Annotated in this window: 18 protein-coding genes and 1 tRNA gene; 16 read left to right on the top strand and 3 right to left on the bottom strand. The window is 60.2% G+C overall.

All coding sequences use genetic code 11. The features are described from left to right. From ACTQVX_RS08510 to ACTQVX_RS08465, 10 genes are all read left to right on the top strand, one after another. Positions 1-1443 carry a DUF512 domain-containing protein gene (locus ACTQVX_RS08510; protein ID WP_441560865.1) on the top strand — a complete coding sequence of 481 codons (1443 nt, stop codon included), beginning with the start codon at positions 1-3 and terminating at the stop codon, positions 1441-1443. 10 nt (positions 1444-1453) lie between these two features. Beyond that, on the top strand, positions 1454-2788 hold the full coding sequence (gene der / locus ACTQVX_RS08505) for a ribosome biogenesis GTPase Der (RefSeq protein WP_441560864.1): 1335 nt from the start codon (positions 1454-1456) through the stop codon (positions 2786-2788). After that, positions 2781-3464 carry a glycerol-3-phosphate 1-O-acyltransferase PlsY gene (gene plsY, locus ACTQVX_RS08500; RefSeq protein ID WP_441560862.1) on the top strand — a complete coding sequence of 228 codons (684 nt, stop codon included), beginning with the start codon at positions 2781-2783 and terminating at the stop codon, positions 3462-3464. The genes der and plsY overlap by 8 nt, the downstream gene beginning before the upstream one ends. Positions 3465-3473: 9 nt before the next feature. Further along, the gene (locus ACTQVX_RS08495; protein ID WP_441560861.1) at positions 3474-4481 is read left to right on the top strand and encodes an NAD(P)H-dependent glycerol-3-phosphate dehydrogenase; all 1008 of its coding nucleotides are present in this window, start codon (positions 3474-3476) and stop codon (positions 4479-4481) included. A gap of 18 nt (positions 4482-4499) precedes the next feature. After that, the gene (gene rpe / locus ACTQVX_RS08490) at positions 4500-5171 is read left to right on the top strand and encodes a ribulose-phosphate 3-epimerase (RefSeq protein WP_427748047.1); all 672 of its coding nucleotides are present in this window, start codon (positions 4500-4502) and stop codon (positions 5169-5171) included. Between the two features lie 6 nt (positions 5172-5177). Then, positions 5178-6356, top strand: a complete 1179-nt coding sequence (locus ACTQVX_RS08485) for a cysteine desulfurase family protein (RefSeq protein WP_441560859.1) — start codon at positions 5178-5180, stop codon at positions 6354-6356. Then, positions 6353-7162: a Nif3-like dinuclear metal center hexameric protein gene (locus ACTQVX_RS08480; protein WP_441560857.1), complete on the top strand. Its 810-nt coding sequence runs from the start codon at positions 6353-6355 to the stop codon at positions 7160-7162. Before ACTQVX_RS08485 ends, ACTQVX_RS08480 begins: the two co-directional genes overlap by 4 nt. Further along, positions 7159-7878 (top strand): zinc ribbon domain-containing protein, encoded by a 720-nt coding sequence (locus tag ACTQVX_RS08475; protein ID WP_427748044.1) that lies wholly within the window; start codon positions 7159-7161, stop codon positions 7876-7878. The genes ACTQVX_RS08480 and ACTQVX_RS08475 overlap by 4 nt, the downstream gene beginning before the upstream one ends. Before the next feature lie 2 nt (positions 7879-7880). Continuing rightward, the gene (gene coaBC, locus ACTQVX_RS08470) at positions 7881-9095 is read left to right on the top strand and encodes a bifunctional phosphopantothenoylcysteine decarboxylase/phosphopantothenate--cysteine ligase CoaBC (RefSeq protein WP_441560855.1); all 1215 of its coding nucleotides are present in this window, start codon (positions 7881-7883) and stop codon (positions 9093-9095) included. A gap of 80 nt (positions 9096-9175) precedes the next feature. Next, positions 9176-9252, top strand: a tRNA-Pro gene (locus ACTQVX_RS08465). Between the two features lie 861 nt (positions 9253-10113). Here ACTQVX_RS08465 and ACTQVX_RS08460 read toward each other — a convergent pair. From ACTQVX_RS08460 to ACTQVX_RS08450, 3 genes are all read right to left on the bottom strand, one after another. Then, complete coding sequence (locus tag ACTQVX_RS08460; protein WP_441560853.1) at positions 10114-12135, bottom strand: gamma-glutamylcyclotransferase family protein; 2022 nt, start codon at positions 12133-12135, stop codon at positions 10114-10116. Between the two features lie 350 nt (positions 12136-12485). After that, positions 12486-13451, bottom strand: coding sequence for a helix-turn-helix domain-containing protein (locus tag ACTQVX_RS08455; protein WP_441560851.1), 966 nt, complete (start codon positions 13449-13451; stop codon positions 12486-12488). 686 nt (positions 13452-14137) lie between these two features. Next, entirely contained in the window at positions 14138-14929 is a 792-nt protein-coding gene (locus ACTQVX_RS08450; protein ID WP_154516391.1) for a 7beta-hydroxysteroid dehydrogenase, read from the bottom strand. Between the two features lie 665 nt (positions 14930-15594). On the opposite strand from ACTQVX_RS08450, the gene ACTQVX_RS08445 reads away from it, so the two are divergent. The 6 genes from ACTQVX_RS08445 to ACTQVX_RS08420 all read left to right on the top strand — a co-directional run bounded on the left by ACTQVX_RS08445 (position 15595) and on the right by ACTQVX_RS08420 (position 20456). Continuing rightward, a complete protein-coding gene (locus ACTQVX_RS08445) occupies positions 15595-16299 on the top strand; it encodes a CDP-alcohol phosphatidyltransferase family protein (RefSeq protein ID WP_441536134.1) in 705 nt (234 codons plus the stop codon). Positions 16300-16365: 66 nt separating this feature from the next. Further along, positions 16366-16800, top strand: a complete 435-nt coding sequence (locus tag ACTQVX_RS08440) for an FHA domain-containing protein (protein WP_195838557.1) — start codon at positions 16366-16368, stop codon at positions 16798-16800. Between the two features lie 3 nt (positions 16801-16803). Further along, complete coding sequence (ftsR, locus tag ACTQVX_RS08435; RefSeq protein ID WP_154516382.1) at positions 16804-17688, top strand: transcriptional regulator FtsR; 885 nt, start codon at positions 16804-16806, stop codon at positions 17686-17688. Positions 17689-17726: 38 nt separating this feature from the next. Next, the gene (locus tag ACTQVX_RS08430) at positions 17727-18257 is read left to right on the top strand and encodes an adenine phosphoribosyltransferase (RefSeq protein ID WP_441560849.1); all 531 of its coding nucleotides are present in this window, start codon (positions 17727-17729) and stop codon (positions 18255-18257) included. A 32-nt stretch (positions 18258-18289) separates the two neighbouring features. Continuing rightward, entirely contained in the window at positions 18290-19411 is a 1122-nt protein-coding gene (locus ACTQVX_RS08425) for a coiled-coil domain-containing protein (protein WP_154516376.1), read from the top strand. 178 nt (positions 19412-19589) lie between these two features. Further along, positions 19590-20456 (top strand): DegV family protein, encoded by an 867-nt coding sequence (locus tag ACTQVX_RS08420; RefSeq protein ID WP_441015448.1) that lies wholly within the window; start codon positions 19590-19592, stop codon positions 20454-20456. The last annotated feature ends 183 nt before the right edge of the window (positions 20457-20639 follow it).

Here is a 20639-nt window from a genome sequence, read left to right as displayed (position 1 = left end):
ATGGACCAGACCGTACCCGCATACGCCGCCGAGGTGGCCGATTACGGGCGCAGCCGCGACCCCGAGCCGGGTGAGGGCGCGCTCGTTAAGAACGTGCGTCCCGAATCGCCCGCATGGGATGTGGGTATCGAGCCGGGCATGCGCGTGCTCACGGTCAACGGCGAGCGACTCACCGACATGATCGTGTGGCTCTGGGAGGCCGACGAGGACACCGTCGACCTAGAGGTTCTCGACCCGCGCGACGGCACCGTCACCCCCGTTGAACTCGACCGCTTTCCCGGCGAGGACTGGGGCCTTGAGTTCGACGGCCCCATCTTCGACGGCATGCGCACCTGCGTAAACGCCTGCGTGTTCTGCTTTATGACCATGCTGCCCAAGGGCGGCCGCTCCACGCTGTATATTCGCGATGACGACTACCGCCTGAGCTTTTTGCAGGGCAACTTTGTCACGCTCACGAACCTTTCCGACGAGGACGTGCAAAACGTTATCGACCGCAACATGAGTCCCATGAACGTGTCGGTCCATGCCGTAAGCCCCGACGTCCGCCGCCGCATGATGGGCCGTAACGCCCAGCGCGGCATGGACGTGCTCGAGACCATCATGGCCGCCGGCATCGAGATTCACGCGCAGATCGTTTTGTGCCCCGGCATGAACGACGGCGAGGAGCTGCAAAAGACCCTACGCTTTTGCGAGGAACACGAGCAGATCACGAGCCTGGGCATTGTGCCGCTCGGTTTTACCAAGCATCAGAGGCGCTTTACCTGGTCATACAGCGACAAGCCCGAGCTCGCGCGCGAGACCATTGCCATGATCCGTCCCTTCCAGGATCGTGCCTACAAGCGCTTTGGCCGCCACACCTTCCAGATGAGCGACGAGTTCTATCTGGACGCCGGCATCGAGCCACCCCAGGCCGATTTTTACGACGGCTACCCGCAGTATTACGACGGCATCGGTATGATTCGCTCGTATCTGGACGAGACTGACGATGTGCTCACCGCCGATGCCGAGCGTCTGGCCCGCGTCCGCGAGGCAATCGCCGCCCGTGGCCAGCGCCTCCTGTGCCTCTCCGGCACCAGTGCGCGCGACACCGTGGCGCGCTTTGTGGAGTCGCCACGGGGCCTTGCCGGCACCGTCACCGCTATCGAAAACCGTTACTTTGGCGGCAACGTGGATGTGACCGGCCTCATCGTCGCCTGCGACATTCTGGAGCAGCTGCCGCAGGACCTCTCGGGGGTTATGCTCTTTGTGCCTAAGCTCATGTTCAACGCTGACGGCATGACGCTTGACGAGTATCATCGTGACGATTTGCTCGCAAGCCTTGAAGCTCGCGGCGCCGAGGTTCATGTGGTGTCGACCATGCCGCATGAGCTGCTCGATACCCTGGAGCATATCCTTGGCATTGTGCCCGCAGGCTCTACTAATTCCGCTGACCCTACCCATTAAAGGAGTGCAGATGAAACCTATCGTCGCCGTCGTCGGACGCCCCAACGTGGGCAAGTCCACGCTCGTTAACCGCCTGGCCCAGACCTCGGACGCCATCGTCCATGAGTCCCGCGGCGTAACGCGCGACCGCTCCTACCACACGGCCGATTGGAACGGCCGCGAGTTCACCATCGTCGACACGGGTGGCATCGAGCCGCTCAAGAGCGATGACGTCTTTGCCACGTCCATCCGCGACCAGGCCCTCGCCGCCGCCGAGGAAGCCGCCGTCATCCTGTTTGTGGTCGACGGCCGCACCGGCGTCACCGAGGAGGATGAGTCGGTCGCCCGCATGCTCAAGCGCTGCGACAAGCCGGTCTTTCTGCTGGTGAACAAGCTCGACAACCCCGATCGCGAAAACGACAGCATCTGGGAGTTTTATTCGCTCGGCATCGGCGAGCCAACGCCGCTCTCGGCCCTGCACGGCCACGGTACGGGCGACCTGCTCGACGACATCGTTGCCCTGTTGCCCGAGGAGGAGGACGAGGTCGCCGACGAGTTCCCCGACGCGCTGAACGTCGCCATCATCGGCCGCCCCAATGCCGGTAAGTCCTCGCTGTTCAACCGCATCCTGGGTGCCGACCGCTCTATCGTGTCCAACATCGCCGGCACCACGCGCGACGCCATCGACACCGTCGTGGAGCGCAGCGGCAAGCACTACCGCATGGTCGACACCGCGGGTATTCGCAAGAAGAGCACCGTGTACGAGAACATCGAGTACTACTCCATGGTCCGCGGCCTGCGCGCCATCGACCGTGCTGACGTGGCACTGCTCGTCGTCGACGCCTCCGTGGGCGTTACCGAGCAGGACCAGAAGGTCATGGGTCTTGCCATCGAACGCGGCTGCGCCATCGTCGTTCTGCTCAACAAGTGGGATCTGCTCGACGACGACCGCAAGCGCGAGGCCTGCATGGAGACCGTCGACCGCCGTCTGGGCGTCATGGCTCCCTGGGCCCAGTACCTGCGCATCTCTGCCCTGACCGGCCGTAGCGTCGAGAAGATCTGGGCGATGGTCGATGCTGCCGAGAAGACGCGCTCGCAAAAGATCACCACCTCGCGCCTCAACACCTTCCTCACCGACCTGCGCGAGTTTGGCCACACCGTGGTGGACGGCAAGCGTCGCCTGCGCATGCACTACGTGACCCAGACAGGCGTCAACCCGCCGACGTTTACGTTCTTCGTCAACCACAGCGACCTGGTCAACGACACCTACCAGCGCTATGTGGAGAACCGTATGCGCTCGACCTTCGATTTTTCCGGCACGCCCATTCGACTCTTCTTTAGGAAGAAGGAGCAAAAGGATGCATAATCCGATTCTGCTGACCGCCATCTGCGCCGTGGTCTCGTTCTTTATCGGAGCGATTCCGTTTGGCCTAATCCTGGGCCGCGTGTTCAACCACACGGATATTCGCAAGGCGGGCTCCGGCAACATCGGCACCACCAACGCCCTGCGCGTAGCCGGCCCCAAGGTCGCGGCGCTCACGCTGCTGCTCGACTGCTTGAAGGGCGCCATCTGCGTCCTTATCGGGCGTCCGCTCATCGCGAGCGTGGGCTATGGCTTCCCGGTGAGCATCATGGCTCCCGGTGCCGCCGGCGACTGGATGCTCGGTGTCATTTGTCTGGCAGCGGTGTGGGGCCACATCTTCTCGCCCTACCTCAACTTCCACGGCGGCAAGGGCATTGCCGTGGGGCTGGGCGTCATACTGGCCTGGTACTGGCCCATCGGACTTTCGCTGCTGGGCATGTTTATCGTGGCCGTCGCCATCACCAAGTATGTGTCGGTGGGCTCGCTTGCCGCGGCCATCGGTCTTCCCATCGCCGCCTGCGCGGTCTTTCCGTACAGCAGCCTGGGCCTCAAGTTTTGCATGGCGATGATCGGCATCACCGTGGTGTGGGCCCATCGCGCGAACATCAAAAAGCTCATGACGGGTAAGGAGTCCAAGCTTTCGTTTACCAAGCGCGTCACCGAGCCCGACGATAAGTAGGAGAGAGTCATGAATGTTGCGCTGATTGGCTCCGGCTCCTGGGGAACCGCCGTCGCCGGCCTTGCCGCCGCGCGAGCCGAGCGCGTGACCATGTGGGCCCATAGCGAGCAGACGGCCGCCGGCATTAGCGGCGAGCACCGCAACCCGCGCTATCTGGTGGACTACGTGCTGCCGGAAAACGTCGTCGCCACGACGGACCTGTCGCGGGCGCTCGACGGTGCCGATGCGATCATCTTTGCCGTGCCTTCCACGCACCTGCGCGACGTGTGCCATCGGGCAGCGCCCTTTATCGATACCGAAACTCCGGTCCTGTGCCTTACCAAGGGCATTGAGCCCGAGTCCGGCATGCTCATGAGCGAGGTCATCGCCAGCGAGATCGGCAACGAGGCACGTGTGGCGGCGCTCTCGGGCCCCAACCATGCCGAGGAGATATGCCGCGGCGGACTTTCCGCCGCCGTCATCGCCAGCAAAGACTCGCAGGTAGGGGAGACCTTTAAGGACCTGCTCCTATCCACGGCCTTCCGCATCTATCTGTCGCAGGACATGACCGGCGTCGAGGTTTGCGGCGCCATGAAAAACGTCATCGCCATCGTGTGCGGCATCTCCGCCGGTACCGGCGCGGGCGACAACACGCTCGCCCTTATCATGACGCGCGGCCTGGCAGAAATCAGCCGACTGGTGCACGCCCGCGGCGGCCAGGCCATGACCTGTATGGGTCTTGCCGGCATGGGTGACCTTATTGCCACCTGCACCTCCGAGCATTCGCGCAACCGCACCTTCGGCTACGAGTTTGCCCACGGCGTATCGCTCGACGAGTATCAGGCGCGCACGCATATGGTGGTCGAGGGCGCCGTCGCCGCCCGCAGCGTGAGCGAGCTCGCCCGTTCGCTGGGCGTAGACATTCCGCTCACCTTTGCCGTGGAGCAAACGCTCTACAACGGTGTTACTGTGGATAGGGCGCTCGAGATCCTTACCGACCGCGTCCCCTCTCAAGAGTTCTACGGACTCACCGACTAGCGCAGAAAGGCTACTACCATGGGTTCCATCAAAATCGCTCCGTCCGTCCTTTCGGCTGACATGGCCAACCTCAAGGGCGAGCTCGACAAGATCGCCGGCGCCGACTATGTGCACTTCGACGTCATGGACGGTCACTTTACCGGCAACCTCACCTTTGGCGTCGAAATCCTCAAGGCCGTCAAGCGCTCCACCAAGGTGCCGGTCGACGCGCACCTGATGGTGTCGAACCCCGACGAGACGGTCGATTGGTACGCCGACGCCGGCGCCGATATGATCACCGTGCACTACGAGGCCTCCACGCACCTGCACCGCACGCTCACGCATCTACAGCAACGCGGCGTCAAGGCCGGCGTGGTGCTCAACCCCGCCACGCCCGTCTGCGTGCTCGAGAGCATTATCGAGGTCGTCGACATCGTGCTGCTCATGAGCGTGAACCCCGGCTTTGGCGGCCAGAGCTTTATCCCGGGCACGCTGCATAAGCTCCACGAGCTCAAGGCCATGTGCGAGCGCCACGGTGTGTCGCCCATGATCGAGGTCGACGGCGGCATCTCTTCCAAAAACATCGCCGAGGTCGTCAAGGCCGGTGCCGACGTGCTCGTAGCCGGCTCCGCCGTATTTAAGTCCGAAGATCCCGCCGCCGAGGTTGCGCTGCTGCAGAAGCTGGGCAACGAGGCCGCACAGGAGGCATAAACCCTTATGACCGCAGGTCAAAACCGCATACCCGTGAATCTTGACTATGCCGCCTCGACGCCCATGCGCGCCGAGGCGCTCCTTGCGCAGCGCGAGTACGACGAAAGCGAGCTTGCCGGCGTCAACCCCAACTCGCTGCACTCGCTCGGCCGCAAGGCTGCCGCACGTCTGGAGGTTGCACGCCGCGAGATCGCCCGCAGCTTTGGCGCACGCGTTCGCCCGTCCGAGATTGTCCTAACCAACGGCGGCACCGAGGCCAACCAGCTGGCGCTCCTCGGACTTGCCGAGGGTGCTCGTCAGCGCGATCGAAAGCGCGAGCGCGTGATCGTGTCTGCGATCGAGCACGATTCGATTCTGGACAACCTGCCGCTGCTGCGTGCCGCCGGCTTTACCGTCGACCTGGTGCAGCCCTGCCGTGCGGGCTACATCGAGCCTGCCGAGCTGAGCGACTTGTTGGGCGACGACGTCGCGCTCGTGAGCATCATGGCCGCCAACAACGAGACTGGTGTGGTACAGCCTATTCGCGAGCTTGCCGCGGCTGCGCACACCGCGGGCGCCCTGTTCCACACCGATGCCATCCAGGGCTATCTGCATATTCCGCTCGATGTGACCGAGCTGGGCGTCGATGCTATGACCGTTGCAGCACACAAGATTGGCGGCCCCGTAGCCTCCGGCGCGTTATACCTAAAAAGCCGCACGCCGCTGCGCCCCCGCATCTTTGGCGGAGGACAGGAAGCCGGACGTCGTGCCGGCACGCAGGACCTGCGCACGCAGCTGGCCTTTGCCGCTGCCGCCTCGTCTCTGGCGCCCCATGTGGCTCAGGAACGCGAGAAGCTGCAAGCCCTTTCCGACAAGCTCTACGCCACGCTCACGGCCCATCCGCGCATTCACGCCACCATGGGCGACTACACGCAGGCCGACCGTCTGCCCGGCATGGTATCGATCTATATTGACGGCATGGACTCCGAGGAGCTCATCATCAAGCTCGACGCCGCCGGGTTTGAGGTGTCGGCCGGATCGGCTTGCTCGAGCGGCAGCATGGACCCGAGCCACGTGCTCAGCGCCATGGGCATTGGTCGCGAGCAGGCGCTGGGCGCACTGCGCATCTCCTTCGATGACCGCGTGAATCCGAGCGATCTGGACGACTTTGCCCAGACGCTGCTCTCGATCGTAGGTGCCGCATGATCGTCGCCGAGCTCGAGCGCGCCCTGCTGGCACGCTATCCCAAGACGGACGCCGAGCCCTGGGACCACGTAGGCTTATCCGTTGGCGACCCCGACGACGAGATTCGCGGCGTTGCCTGCGCGCTTGACGCTACCAGGGACAACGTGCAGCGCGCCTTGGAAGCCGGAGCCAACGTGTTGCTCACGCATCATCCCGTCTACATCAAGGCGCCCGAGTCGTTTTGCCCGCCCAGCGCAACGCGCCCCCAAAGCAGCGCGGCGCTCTACGAGGCGGCCCGCTGCGGGGTGAGCATTATCTCGCTCCACACCAACCTGGACCGCTCGCACGAGGCACGCATCTGCCTAAGTAAGCTGTTGGACGCGGCGCCTGCAAGCTCGTTGGAGCACGTGGACGACCCCGAGTCGACCGGCCTGGGCGCGCTTGCAACACTCAACGACCCGTGCACGCTGCGCGATCTTGCCGCCCGTGCTGCCACGGCCTTTGGCAGCGACCCACGCGTATGGGGCGATGCCGAGCGCCCGTGCCGCACCGTCGCCATTCTGGGCGGCTCCCTCGGCGACTTTGGCGAGCTTGCCATCGCCGCCGGTGCGGATGTCATCGTGACGGGCGAGGCGGGCTATCACGTGGCGCAAGATCTTGCCTTGCGCGGGCTGAGCGTGATCTTGCTCGGCCACGACCGCTCCGAGGAGCCGTTCGTGGATATCTTGATGAACTCTGCGGTTGACGCCGGGGTCGACCCCCGTCATGCGATTAAAATACTGAACCCTTGCCAATGGTGGACTGTGACAAAAGGAGAGAACTTATGAGCGCCGGCGCTACGCTACTCAAGCTGCAACAGATCGATTTGGAGCTCGCCCGCAACAAGAGCGAACTTGCCAATATGCCGGAGCTCAAGGAGCTCGCCTCAAAGCGCAAAACCTATGTAAAGCTTAAGTCCGAAATGACCAAGCTCTATGCTCAGCGCAAGGACCTCGACATTGAGCTGGACGATCTCAACACCACCGAGATCCAGACCAACAACGCCATCGAGGCCGCCAAGAAACGCCACGTCGACGGCTCTGACTACCGCGAGGTCCAGGATCTGGAAAACGAGCTCGCCACCCTGGCCAAGCGACTGGACAAGATTGAGCACACCCGCAAGGATGTCGTTGTCGCCCACAAGGAGGCGCTCGACCGTGAGGCTCGCGCGCAGGCCATCATCGCCAAATTCGAGGAGGGCGTGAAGGCCGACACCAAGGCCGCCCGTGCCAAGGCCGCCGATCTGCAGGCCCAGATTGATGCCGCCACCAAGGAGCGCACCGCGCTTGCCGCCACGCTGCCGACCGACGTGCTCACCGACTACGAGCGTCTACTCAAGCAGTTCCGTGGCCTGGCCGTCGAGACCATCAAGGGCAACATCCCCACGGTCTGCCACACCGCGCTGCAGGCGTCGTCCATGAGCGACCTCAACCACGACGGTAGTGAGATTACGCACTGCCCGTACTGCCACCGCCTGCTCGTGCTCCCCAACAAGGAAGCCTAACAATGACGACGGCACCCGACAATTCAATGCAACTTGAGGGAAAAACGATCCTGCTGGGCATTACCGGCGGGATCGCCGCCTATAAGTCGTGCAATATCGTGCGCCTGCTGCAAAAGCGCGGCGCCCGCGTCAAGGTCGTTATGAGCGAGCATGCCACGGAGTTTGTGGGCCCGCTCACCTTTCGCGCGCTCACAGGCGAGCCGGTCGCTGTAGGTCTGTTCGACGACCCCTCCGACCCCATCCACCATATCTCGCTGGCGCAGGAGCCCGACTTGGTGGTCGTGGCGCCCGCCACGGCCAATATCATCGCCAAGATGGCCAACGGCATCGCCGATGACCTCATCTCCACCACCCTGCTTGCCACGCCGCGTCCTATCGTGGTCGCGCCGGCCATGAACAATGGCATGTGGAAGGCGCCGGCCACGCAGGCCAACATGACCACGCTGCGCGAGCGCGGTGTCCACGTTGTGGGTCCGGGTAGCGGCTACCTTGCCTGCGGCGATGTGGACACGGGACGCATGAGCGAGCCCGAGGACATCGTCGAGGCCGTCTGCAAGCTGCTCGACCCCGCTCCTCAGGACCTTGTGGGCAAGCGCATCGTGATCACCGCCGGCCCCACGCACGAGCCGATCGACCCCGTGCGCTTCATTGGCAACCGTTCATCGGGCAAGATGGGTATCGCCCTGGCGGGGGAGGCCGCGCGCCGCGGTGCCGCCGTCACGCTTGTGCTGGGACCGACATCGCTCGACGTTCCCCGCGGTGTAGCGTGCGTGCGCGTACAAACCGCCGCGGAAATGCTCCAGGCTGCGCTGAGCGCCTTCCAGACGGCCGACGCGGCCATTTGTGCCGCCGCCGTCGCCGACTACACGCCTTCGGCCCCGGCGGACCATAAACTCAAAAAGGCCAACGAGCGCCTGGATCGAATTGAGCTCGTCGAGACCGTTGACATCCTGGCCGAGCTCTCACGCCAAAAGGGCGATCGCCATGTGATCGGCTTTGCTGCCGAGACCGATAACGTCGTGGAGTACGCGCAGCGCAAACTCGTGCGCAAGGGTTGCGATGCCATTATCGCCAACGATGTCTCGCGCGCCGATTCGGGCTTTGGGACCGATACCAACAAGGCCTGGATAGTAAGTACAGCGGGCACGCAAGAACTTCCCGTACTAACAAAACACCAGCTCGCAGATACAATTTTAGACTTGCTTCAAAATTTGTAAAAAAGTTCTTGCACAAGGACAAAGTTTCGGGTTACTATACTCCCTGTTGCGAGCGAGAGCAGAGCAACAAACAAAAGCTTCGGGACGTGGCGCAGCTTGGTAGCGCACTTGACTGGGGGTCAAGGGGTCGCTGGTTCGAATCCAGTCGTCCCGACCAGAAGTTTGCAGGTCAGGCACCTAGTGCCTGGCCTTTTTTTTCAGGAATCATCAGGGAATCACCGGAGAATCACCGGCTGTTTTTTAGCCAATAAAGACACGCCCTTCTACCTGCACTTTTGTAGAATCTCGGTTTTAATGGATCCCCCCTTCACTTTCTTTCCATATTTGTTGAATTCACTGATTCGTTTTGATTCCACATTTGTAGTCTATCTAGCCTAAATTTTTCTACATACGCGAAAATCCCCTACCTGTGCCTAGCTACTGCGGCTACGACATCCAAGCCAACTGTCCCGCCCTGCTTCACTAATTCCCCGCACGTTCGCACGGAACCCCGACACCGCCCAAGGGCCACGATACTTTTTCGATTTCTTTCGGCAGCGAGAGGAAGGCTTCCGTGCCTGCCGAAACAAGGCACTGCGCTCCAAAAAGCTAACGCCGCGGGTATTAAGCCGACACCGCTACGGTGCCACCGGCCATCGCTGCGGGCACCTGCGGCGTAATCGCCCCAGAGTCCGCCATCTGGGCCGCCATGCCGGCGAAGTCCTAGGCGACGGCGTGAGCGTGCGGCTCAGGGCGGCGTTCGCGCCGTCATTCTCGTGCGACCTCAAGAGAGTGCGTCGGCGCGGGCTCGACTAGGGCGAGCTCGCCACCGTCATCGACTTCATCGTCGAGAACGCCCCGAAGCGCTGGAGGAACTTCATAGACGCCGCATTCGCACGCTCAAGGGCGCATTGAGGGGCAGGGCTGAGGGCTTGAGGATCGGGGCTTGGGACTAGAAGGGGGCTCGGAAGTCGCGGGTCAGGATTCGAACATCGACCCACGCGCTTGGCGATTCTTACCAGTTCAGACGGCTTGCAGGCTATTCGCGCTGCGGGAGAGACTCGCACCACTGCAGCAATGCGCTCAACATAGCGGGCTTGTCTTGCACGAACTGTTCACGCCTCACACCGCGGCGCGGCTCAAAGCGAATGACGTAACCACTGTTGTCCAGGTACACGTCATAGCTTTCGGGGGCGCCGGGCAGGTTCAGCGCTACATGGCGCGTGCTGCGAATGCGTTGCGGCGCCTCCGTAAGAGACTCGTTGGGCAGCTGACCGCCGCATATCTCTTCTAGTGCGCGGAAGCGGCGTCCGAAGCTCAGGTAACCGTGGCAACCGCTGTCTGCATGCCCGGCACAGCAGAACTGCGTTTTATAACCCTTATCGTTCAGTATGCGCACATGGGGCTGCAGCTCGTGGTCGATCGCTACCAGGTGATCAGGGCGCTTGCCGCATTCGCATTCGCCCAAGGGCTTAAAGCACTTCGGGCACACGAACAGCATGCACTTCATGGTTTGCTCGGGCGTGAGCTCCCTGATTCCCAGGGCTGCGATTTCTGCCGCAGGGGCTTCGGGCTGCACGCAGGGGCAGCCGCTTGCGCGCAGAATTGCGTCGATGCGAGCCACGGTGGTGCGCTCCATTTTCAGGGCGATGGCTTCGTCGCGCATCGCGCCAAACGCTTCGATGTCTTTCGTAACTGCAGAAAGCGGGGTTCGCCGAGAGATGTACACGAATGCGTTCTTTTCCCTCGCAGCGGGTTCGCCCTCAATCTTCACCGTGACGCCGGCTTTTGCATAGGTGCCGTACTGCACGCCATTCGCTTTGTCCAGCGTCTGGACCTCGCCCCGCGTGAGACCATGCCACAGCACGCCTTCCACAAACGATCCTTCCATGCGCATGATGGTGGGACGGCCCTTCGCGTCGCACGCCAGCGTGTAGCCATAGAGCTTCGCCTTGGTTGCATAAACATGGTGACCGCCTTCGAGCTTTTTGGCAATGCGGTCATGGCTGATGTCAAATCCATATGCGAAGTACGGGGTTTCCGCATACTCGCGGGTGTCGGCGGAGTGTTCGCGCGCGCTGAACACCGGGACAGAGGGACGATTAAAGTTGTGCACGTCAAACTCAGGCAGGCTGTTGCACCAGCCGAGCAGGGTGCGCAGCAGGGCCTTGCGCTGCTTTTCGAACTCATCCAGCGTAAGGGAGTAACTAAGGTCTGCCTGCAGCGCAGGGTCGCTGCTGCGCACTGCGCGGAACCCTTCGGGGACGTCAATCTTGTAACCGAACTCGCCTGGGGTCTTGATTGCCAAGTAGATGCGGTGCGACCCGCAGAAGGTGGCCTCACTCGCTTCCATCACCTGGTAGCGCTTAGAGCGCAGGATGCGTCCATGCTGCTGAAGGCCACGGGGGAAACGGCGTGCGTAGTAACCGGTGTAACGGCATGTGCAATCGGCGATCTGGTGACCTTCACCGCACACGAAGTCGGCGTATCCGCGTGCAGCGGGGAGGTCGATCTTGGCTGCGCCATACGCCGCCGACTCTTCTTGCGCGCGCAAGCGGTCCAGGCTGTCGGCGCGCATGTCGGACATCTGCGCCAAGGTTGCCTCATCAAGCTGCATCACGCGGCCGGCTTCGACCACGCGGTCGATGTAATCGTACTTTTCGGTGTACCTGCGCAGCGGGGTGCGCTCAGAGATGTAGACCATCGCCTCAAGGGTTGCGGGAACCACATCGCCTTCGCGCCCGACGGTCACGGTTTCCTTGCGGTAGCAACCAGATGCAACGCCTTCGTAGCGGTCGAGAGACGCCACGTGAGAGCTATCGAGCGCCCACAGCGCGCCTTGCACATGCGACTCCTCGCGCTTGGTGATGGTGAGGTATCCGGCGGTATCGAACGCCAGCTCATAGCCGTTCAGGGTCGCTTTGCCCAGCAGCACCGCGCCGGGGCAGCGGGTTTCAACTTGATGGATGTCAAGGTTGCTGCCGTACGCGAAGTTGATGGTCGAGGGTGCAGTCTCGGGGTGACGGGCTGAGGCGTTGTTGCGCTTCTCGTTGTACTTCATGGTTCATGCCTTTCGGTGTTGCGATGGGCTTCGGTCGCTCGAGCTGATTGCAGCATACGACCTGAAGCCGAAAAGGCGTGAAAACCTGAGGTTGACATTTTAAGAAATAGAACGAAAAGGACGGCCATGCACGAAATCGCGCAGGCAGAAAGCGCTGTTCGAGGCGCATCCTGCGAAAGGATACCCGTTCAGAAGGGTTGTTGCCAGTTTTTATCGATTCGTTTTTTTTACGAGCGCACGAAGAGGTTGCGTTTAGAAAAACGCAAGGGCGGCTGTTTTGCTTGTAAGCAAACATGAAATCGGCCGCAGCAGCACCGCCTGGGAGGGCGGGCGAGGGGCTTGGCCGCAACTTAATTCCCGGATGCGGCCACCACGCTAAATACTTGAGAATCGTCGACCGCCCAGTATCTGCCATCCAAAAGTTTAAACACGATATAGCTGCCGTCTTTGCTTATTTCGGCGGCGTTTACGCATTTCTGAAGATCGGCGTGGTGCGCGAAGCAGCCGACGAGCACATCTCCATTTACAAGCCCGACTTTAAGATTGAGACCCATCTTCTCATACATAACGATACGATCCGAATCGTCCACGCCCTTGCTTGAGTCGAAGTCGGGCCTTAGCCCAGCGAGGCGAACCCCTCGCTTATCCAACGCTTTGTCGATTCCGCCCTTGGCGTAGTCGCTCAGCTGGTAATAGATTCTGCGCGCGAGATCATCTGCCACGACGCGCTCTGGGTCCCCGCCTGACCGTTCCGCTCGAAACTCGCCTAATGCCGACAGCATCAGGTACACCTCATGCAATCGCAGCGGCAGAAAGATCGGGTGGGCCGTCGACTTCAGGCCGCCGCGGCTTGTCGGCTCGGCCTTGATGTAGGAGTCGCCAAAACGCACGCCGTCTGCCAGGGCGCTCAGGCGCTTTTGCACCGCCGTGCGCGAGCAGCCCAGGTACGCGGCGATCGCTTGCTGGGTCATTCCCTTATGCGCCGCTTTGAGCAGCATGAGATTTGCCTCGTCCGTGCCTATGAACGACTTGTCCAGGTTGTAGTGGCGCTTTTTTGGGGCGCCGCCGATCTCGTTGCCCTTTTCGAACAGCTCGTGCACGCTCGGGAACAATTCATGGCGGCCGTTGCTTTGGGGGCCTTCCTCTGAGTTGGCATAATCTGCCAGCGCCTTGCAAAACAAGCGATAGTTTTCGTCAGTGACGAAAGTGGGCCACTGCATGTTGTGAAAGCGTGTGCCTTCACGTGTGTCGGCGAATTTCGCATACGCAGACTCAGGATCGCAACCGACCCTTTCCGCAATTTCCGCAACTCTCATGCCAATCCCTTCCGCAACCCAATCACACGCACGAAAAACCTATCAAGCCAGAAGATTGATGTGGCAAAAAAGAAGAAGAGGCATTACACCCCTCCTTCTGGACAGCCTGCACCCCGGTTCCCTGCCTGCCAGTTCGCCCCCCGAAACCCTCGGGGCGCTGTGGGGTCGAACCCCTCCGCATGGAAAATTCTATCGCGGCCATGCCCGCTATGCGTGTCACGCACACCACGCCAAACGTCAGGTTTACCAGCCGGGACTGAGCCCTCTTTCGAGAGCAGGGTTATATTAGCATCTACAAACTCGAAAAACCCTGCCGCATTTGAGGAGTACCAAGAAAACGGTCTACACCTTGAATATCAACCTCATCCGAACACCTCCCGCATTCACACGAACATGTACGGATGAATGCGGGAATCCGATACCCTGAGGGCCGGATCGGCCGGCCCACTAGGCACGAGCGGGACACGGTCCAGAGGATGCCGGAGCGCAGGGTCCCGTGCAGGGAGATCGCGGGGGAGCCGGGCAGGTCGCCCTAGACGGTGAGCGCCGAGGTGCCGTCGCGCCCACCCATGAAAAGAGGGTTTCTTTGCGGGCGCCGCATCCGCACGCCCCCGCAAAGAAACCCTCGCACTCGCATCTCTACCTGCGAACCCGCACGCGCCCTCGCGCACGCGCCGCGGCAGCTGCTAGTCGCGGTAGAACGAGCCCATGTAGCGGATGTACTCGTCCTCGGTGTGGTTGGCCTTCCAGTCGTGGACGGAGTCCTTGTTGCGCTGGCCGGCGATGACGGAGAGCTCCTTACCCAGCTTCTCAAAGGCCTCGTCGACGCACTCCTCGGGGGTGAGGGCGATCTTCATGACGGCCTCGCCCTGCGGGCCGCCGGGGAGGTTGGACAGCAGGCTGGGGGTTAGGGTGGTGCCGAGGGTGATGACCTCGACGTCGACACCGGTGCCCTCGCACTCGCAGGCCACGGCCTCGGTCATCTTGAGGATGAAGGCCTTGCCCGCGCCGTACTGGCCGTTCCAGGGGCTGGAGCTGATGCCGGTCATCGACGAGACGTTGATCACGGCGCCGCGGTCCTGGGCGGCAAAGATCCGCATGTAGTGGTGGAAGCACTTGAGGAAGGTCACGACGTTGACGTTGATCATGGCCTCGTGCTTCTCCCAGGGAGTGTCCTGGATCTTGCCGAAGCTGTGCAGGCAGGCCACGTAGCTCATGAAGCCCATGTCCAGGCCCTCGGTCGCGGCGAAGACGGTCTCGGCAGCGTCGGGCTGGCTAAAGTCGGCGCGCACGACCTTGGTCTCCACGCCGTAGGTCTCACGGATCTCGCCGGCGAGCACGTTCAGCTTCTCCTCGCGACGGCCGACCATGACGACATTCATGCCGCCGGCGGCGATCTTCTCGCAGAACGCCTTGCCGACGCCCTCGGTCGCGCCCAGGATCAGGCCCCACTCACCGTACTTTTCCCTCAGGTTCATACTGCATCCTCTCTCTCGATGCCCATGCGGGCACCTCTCCTTTAGCGTGCGGCCGCTCAGCCGCATACGGTGCGCCATTATGCGCTGAACAAGAGGGGAGTGCGTTCACGACTTTGCGAACGAGCCCGAAACAACGATGAACGGTGTCGGTCTATCACCACAATGAAACCCTTGCAGTATCAAGAGGGGAGGTGCTGGCGGGTGGAACCAAAAGGTGAACGCCGCCATCTCTAGCTCCACCTTATCGGGTTTCCCGTCGCAAGCCATGCTTCAAAGAGCTTGCGCAGCGAAACGTTGGCGAAGGTCCAGGACCACGCTTTGCTGCTGCCCACTGTGACTCGGCCCTCGGCTCTGCGTAGAACCCGAAGCCGCTTTTGCAGTCGATGCGATTGACCCCGTCGAGGTCGGTGAGGGTGTAGCTTTCGCCCTCTCCATCCTGGCTCGAGCGTCCCTTGCGCTCGAAAGCAAAGTGACTTGACGCGAAGAGCACCTCACCAGCGCCGTTATTTTTTGGCATCTTTGGGGGCTGATGTACACAAATGCGACTCCACGTGCCGACCAGCAGCGTCCTCCACATGTCTGGACTCTCTATGCTTACGCTGGATAGACATCGCCAGAACGGGTATAGTATCGAGAGTTTTGTCGTTTACCAGCGGGGGAGTCCTGTGGGCATCAAAAAGAAGATCAAAAAGGAGCTTATCGGCACCTCCGATTACCCGTCGAATAAGATTTTCACGATCTCCAATTTCATTACCTTCACGCGCCTGGTCCTCACGCTGGTCTTCCTGTACCTGTTTGTGACGGACAACAACCGTGTCGTCGCCATTGTCATCTATGCCATCGCGGCCTCCACCGACTGGATGGACGGTCAGATTGCCCGTATGACTAAAACGGTCTCGTGGCTCGGCAAGGTTATGGATCCCATCTGCGACCGTGCGCTGCTATTTACAGGCGTTTTAGGTCTCGTGGTTCGCGGCGAGCTTCCCATCTGGGTCTGCGTGCTCATCATTGGGCGCGATATCTACCTGGGCATCGGCACGCTCATCGTGCGCCACTACCACCGCCGCCCCATCGACGTAGTGTTTCCCGGCAAGATTGCCACGGCGCTGCTCATGACCGGCTTCTCGCTCATGCTGCTGGGCTTTCCCGTCGTGGACGGCTGGCATCTGCTGCCCGCCACGTTCACGGCCTTCCCGGGCCTCAACGGCAGCTCGGTACCGCTTGGCATCTTTTTTGTGTATGGCGGCGTCATCTTCTCCATGCTCACCGCTGTCATCTATTCCATTAAGGGTGGAGCGGCCATTAAACAGGCTGTTGCGCATCCAGAGGACGAAGACGTCGACTTTCTTAACCCCGAAATCGAAGACTAAGCCATTGGGGTATTATTACGTACAGTTCATTCTTTGCGGCATGTCCGCGTTAAGTTAGGGGTTGTCATGGACAACATGGTTAACAATATGCCTCAAAACGATAAGACTGCCGACGCAACCTGCGTCTTCCGTGTGCCTTCGAGCGACGTTACCGTTCCCGATCTTATGGCGAACGTTCGCATCACTGCCCCCGTTCTGTCTATTGTCAAGGGGCCGCAGACCGGTGCTGCCTTTGAACTCGAGGATGATGTGACCACCATTGGCCGCGATCCGGCAAACGGCATTTTCCTCAATGACATGACCGTATCGCGTAGCCACGCACGCATTATTCGCGAGGGTCTGGCTGCTCGCATCGAGGACTTAGGCTCGCTCAACGGCACGTGGGTTGATGGCGCCATCGTCAATGCCGCCCCGCTGCACGACGGATCTTCCGTCCAGATCGGTACGTTTACGCTCATCTACCACGAGAGCACGCCGGAGCGCATCGAAACCGGTGAGTAGGGCATGGCCGAACGCAACTATCTGAGTATCGGCCAGGTCGTCAATTTACTTCGAGGCGCATACCCCGATCTTTCGAACTCAAAAATTAGATTTCTAGAAGATGAGGGGCTCATCACCCCTCATCGTACGCCTAAGGGGTATCGCCAATACTCCAAGGAGGACGTTGACCGTCTAGAGGTCATTCTGCACCTGCAAAAGACTCGCTACATGCCGCTCAACGTGATCAAGCAACGCCTGGAAAACGCTACAGATCTCTCCACGCTTGCCTACGAGGTGGGCCTGCTGTCCGATGTTCCGCTTAAGACGGAGCCCAAGGAAACCAAGCAAAAGCTGCACCCCATCGAGACCATTCCGGATATGTTGGGCGTCGAGATCTCGTTTATTCGCTCCTTGGCCGAAAACGACCTTATTCGCATTATCAAGAGTCCGCAGAACCGCGAGCTCGTCGACGGACGCGATTTTCCGATTATCCGCTACTGTTCTGAGCTGTCACGCTTTCATATCGAGCCGCGAAACCTTCGTCAGTACGTATCATCCGCCAACCGCGAGTCTTCGATGTTCGAGCAAGTGCTCGTGAGTATGCTTGGCATGGACACCTCCGATGACGAACGCGATGCCAAGCTCGAACGCGCGTTTAAGAAGTTACATGACCTCACCGAGGGCGTGCATACTGCGCTGCTCAAGAACCGCGTATTTGAGTCACTCAACGCCGTAGTCGAGGACGCCGATATCGATGCCCTCGATGAGGAGATCGCACGCTCCGAATCAACCAAGGCCAAAAGCGAAGAGGCATCTGCCTCCGCGGTCCCCGTGCGCGAGGAATCCCTCGTGCAGCCGCTTAAGGTTGTCGCCCCCTCGCACACCGGCACCGCCAGCGCGGACAAATAAATGCTTCTACAAACCAGCCTCCCATGAAAGGTCACACCATGTACGACTTCGAATCTCACATCGTCGACATCCCCGACTATCCCGAGCCCGGAGTCGTCTTTAAGGACATCACGCCGCTCTTTAGCAATCCCGAAGCACTTAAAGCCATGGTCGACGCGCTAGCGGAGCATTTCTCCGGTATGGGCATCACTAAGGTTGTAGGACCCGAGGCTCGCGGTTTTATGGTAGGCGTGCCTGTTGCCGTGGCACTCGGCGCCGGCTTTGTTCCTGCACGTAAACCGGGAAAACTGCCACGTAAGACCGTTAGCCAGGAATACGAGCTCGAGTATGGAACCGATTCGATTGAGATTCACGTCGATGCCTTCAGCTCTAAAGATACCGTGTTGATTCTGGACGACTTGGTCGCGACGGGCGGAACCGTCGAGGCAACAGGTAAACTGGTGCGAGATATGGGCGCAAAGCTCGTAGGTTATGGTTGTATCCTTGAGCTTGCGTTTCTTAATCCGCGCAAGAAGCTCACGCCTTCTAACGAGGACGTTGAGCTCTTTAGCCTGGTAACGGTGGACTAGCCGCTACCCTTAGATACTGGAAAGGAAGCTCCATGCGCACAGCAAACACGCACAAAAACATGGCACGCTGCGCAGCTACGGCAACCCTCGCTTGTGTTTTGGGCTTGGGCCTCGCGGCTCCTGCCTATGCCGATACCGCGTCCGATCTTGCCGCCGCTCGTACCAAACTCGAGCAGATCGGTACGCAAACCCAGCAAATTCATGAAGAACTCTCCGCTCAGACGCAGGAGCTTGATCAGACTGCAGGCGAGATCACGCAAAAGCAGCAAGAGATTGCCGAGGGTCAGGCAAAGCTTTCGAGCTACGTTGCCGGTGAGTACAAGACCGGCGGTCTGAGTCTCCTTCAGGTTCTGACGGGCGTCGACGATCTGGGCGATATGCTCAACCGTTTGTTCTACTACGGCAAGGTTTCCGACAAGCAGGCCCAGACCATTCAGGAGGTCAAGGACCTTAAGCAGCAGCTCACCGATAAGCAGGCCGAGCAGGAGAAGAACGTCGCCGCGACGCAGAAGAAGGTCGACGAACTCAACGCCCAGCAGGCTGAGGCCCAGAGTGTCGTGAACTCCCTGGATTCACAGCTGCAGGCCGAGCTTGCTGCCGAGGCCGAGGCGAACGCCGCGCTGCAGGCTGGCATAAATGCCAGCACCGCCGAAAAGGCCACGGTGAGCAACGACACCGCCGGTACGACCGAGAACACCAACAATGGTGGCGGTACGACCAACAATGGCGGCGGTAACACGCCTGCGCCCGCGCCCGCTCCTGCTCCCACGCCGCAGCCCTCGACGCCCGCCCCGGCACCGGCCCCTTCCGCGCCGAGCCAGTCCGTTGACGGCGGCAGCGTTGTCTCTCGCGCTTATAGCAAGCTTGGTTGCGCTTATTCCTGGGGCGGTATTGGCCCGAACAGCTTTGACTGCTCCGGCTTTGTAAGCTACTGCCTCACCGGCCGCTACTGCCGCCTGGGCACTACCGGCACTTTCATGGGTTGGCCCCGTGTTTCTGATCCTCAGCCTGGCGACGTCGTTGTTAACTCTTACCACACCGGCATCTACATTGGTAACGGCCAGATGATCCATGCTTCCGACTACAGCACGGGCGTTATCATCAGCTCCGTTGCCGCTGGCATGAACAACAATTATATTTTCGTTCGCTATTAAGTGTTTTTAACTCAGCTAACGAAAGTGGACCTCGTATCCTTTGGGAGCGAGGTCCATTGTTTTATCTCGACCGCCCATTTTGTGTGTAAACTACAATCTAGTTTTGAATACTAGATATACGCAGCATCTATCCAAAAGATAGCTATAATTGTTGAGGAACAACTAGAAAGGACCCTCAATGAGCTGGGCACTCATCTCAGATTCGAGCTGCAATCTTCGCGATTGGCAACCAACCGCACCTCATACCACCTTTGCATTTGCACCCCTTAAGATCCGAGTGGGGGAGCGTGAATTTGTCGACGATCTCTCGCTCGATGTTCACGAGCTTAATGTTGCCATTCAATCGGAATCCAGCGCATCATCGAGCTCCTGCCCAAGCGTAGGGGAGTGGGCTGAGCTCTTTAAGCTCGCCGACAAGACGATCTGCATGCCCATCTCCGAGGGCGTCTCGGGAAGCTACAATGCCGCGGCCACCGCGCGTGACATGGTGCTTGCCGAAGAGCCAAATCGTAAGATTTACCTGGTTAATTCGCGCGCAGCAGGCGGAAAGATGGACCTGATCTTCTTACTGTTTGACCGTTATCTAGCAAGTAAACCGGATGCCTCCTTTGAGGAAGCCTGCGCCTACTTCGATAGCTTGGAGCGGAACAGCAAGATCCTCTTTAGTTTATGCAATTACGAAAACCTTGCGAAGGCCGGACGTATCCCCAAGGCGGCCGGTGTTATTGCCAACAAGCTCAACATCCGCATTTTGGGCACGGCGAGCGAAGCGGGCGAAATTGAACTCGTTGGGCATACGCGTGGCGAAAAGAAGATGCTCACCAAGATTGTCGACACCATGGAGGCCGAGGGTTTCACGGGCGGCGAGGTCATCATCGATCACGTTGAGAACGAAGCTGGAGCCCAAGCGCTTGCCGACCGCATTGTGGAGCACTGGCCAGGCTCCAAGACTATCATCATGCCCTGCAACGGCCTTGATTCCTATTACGCCGAGATGCATGGTCTCATCATCGGCTACGGCATGGGCATGGCTTCGGGCCAATAAAGCTCAACCAAGCTAAAACGCGGACGGGACAAAGTGACTGATGGCTCTTTTGCTGGGGTTAGATAGCGATACTTTTAATATGAGAAAGCCATTGTCAATAGGCGTGTTTGTTCGAGCCCGGTTTTAAACCGGGCTTTTTCGTTTCCCGTCGGGAGGGCCCGCGCACGCTGCACGTTTAGTCGA

It is taken from the genome of Collinsella sp. LCP19S3_A6, from assembly GCF_052122015.1.
Lineage (GTDB): Bacteria > Actinomycetota > Coriobacteriia > Coriobacteriales > Coriobacteriaceae > Collinsella.
The sequence above is the reverse complement of the archived record's forward strand: the minus strand, read 5'-3'. Positions and strand labels throughout refer to the sequence as shown.

Coding starts and splice junctions, on each gene's coding strand:
- ACTQVX_RS08455 (WP_441560851.1), bottom strand. CDS start 13,451: ATGAGAGTTGCGGAAATTGCGGAAAGGGTCGGTTGCGATCCTGAGTCT.
- ACTQVX_RS08425 (WP_154516376.1), top strand. CDS start 18,290: ATGCGCACAGCAAACACGCACAAAAACATGGCACGCTGCGCAGCTACG.
- ACTQVX_RS08485 (WP_441560859.1), top strand. CDS start 5,178: ATGACCGCAGGTCAAAACCGCATACCCGTGAATCTTGACTATGCCGCC.
- ACTQVX_RS08420 (WP_441015448.1), top strand. CDS start 19,590: ATGAGCTGGGCACTCATCTCAGATTCGAGCTGCAATCTTCGCGATTGG.
- ACTQVX_RS08460 (WP_441560853.1), bottom strand. CDS start 12,135: ATGAAGTACAACGAGAAGCGCAACAACGCCTCAGCCCGTCACCCCGAG.
- rpe (WP_427748047.1), top strand. CDS start 4,500: ATGGGTTCCATCAAAATCGCTCCGTCCGTCCTTTCGGCTGACATGGCC.
- coaBC (WP_441560855.1), top strand. CDS start 7,881: ATGACGACGGCACCCGACAATTCAATGCAACTTGAGGGAAAAACGATC.
- ACTQVX_RS08430 (WP_441560849.1), top strand. CDS start 17,727: ATGTACGACTTCGAATCTCACATCGTCGACATCCCCGACTATCCCGAG.
- der (WP_441560864.1), top strand. CDS start 1,454: ATGAAACCTATCGTCGCCGTCGTCGGACGCCCCAACGTGGGCAAGTCC.
- ACTQVX_RS08440 (WP_195838557.1), top strand. CDS start 16,366: ATGGACAACATGGTTAACAATATGCCTCAAAACGATAAGACTGCCGAC.
- ACTQVX_RS08475 (WP_427748044.1), top strand. CDS start 7,159: ATGAGCGCCGGCGCTACGCTACTCAAGCTGCAACAGATCGATTTGGAG.
- ACTQVX_RS08480 (WP_441560857.1), top strand. CDS start 6,353: ATGATCGTCGCCGAGCTCGAGCGCGCCCTGCTGGCACGCTATCCCAAG.
- ftsR (WP_154516382.1), top strand. CDS start 16,804: ATGGCCGAACGCAACTATCTGAGTATCGGCCAGGTCGTCAATTTACTT.
- ACTQVX_RS08495 (WP_441560861.1), top strand. CDS start 3,474: ATGAATGTTGCGCTGATTGGCTCCGGCTCCTGGGGAACCGCCGTCGCC.
- plsY (WP_441560862.1), top strand. CDS start 2,781: ATGCATAATCCGATTCTGCTGACCGCCATCTGCGCCGTGGTCTCGTTC.
- ACTQVX_RS08510 (WP_441560865.1), top strand. CDS start 1: ATGGACCAGACCGTACCCGCATACGCCGCCGAGGTGGCCGATTACGGG.
- ACTQVX_RS08450 (WP_154516391.1), bottom strand. CDS start 14,929: ATGAACCTGAGGGAAAAGTACGGTGAGTGGGGCCTGATCCTGGGCGCG.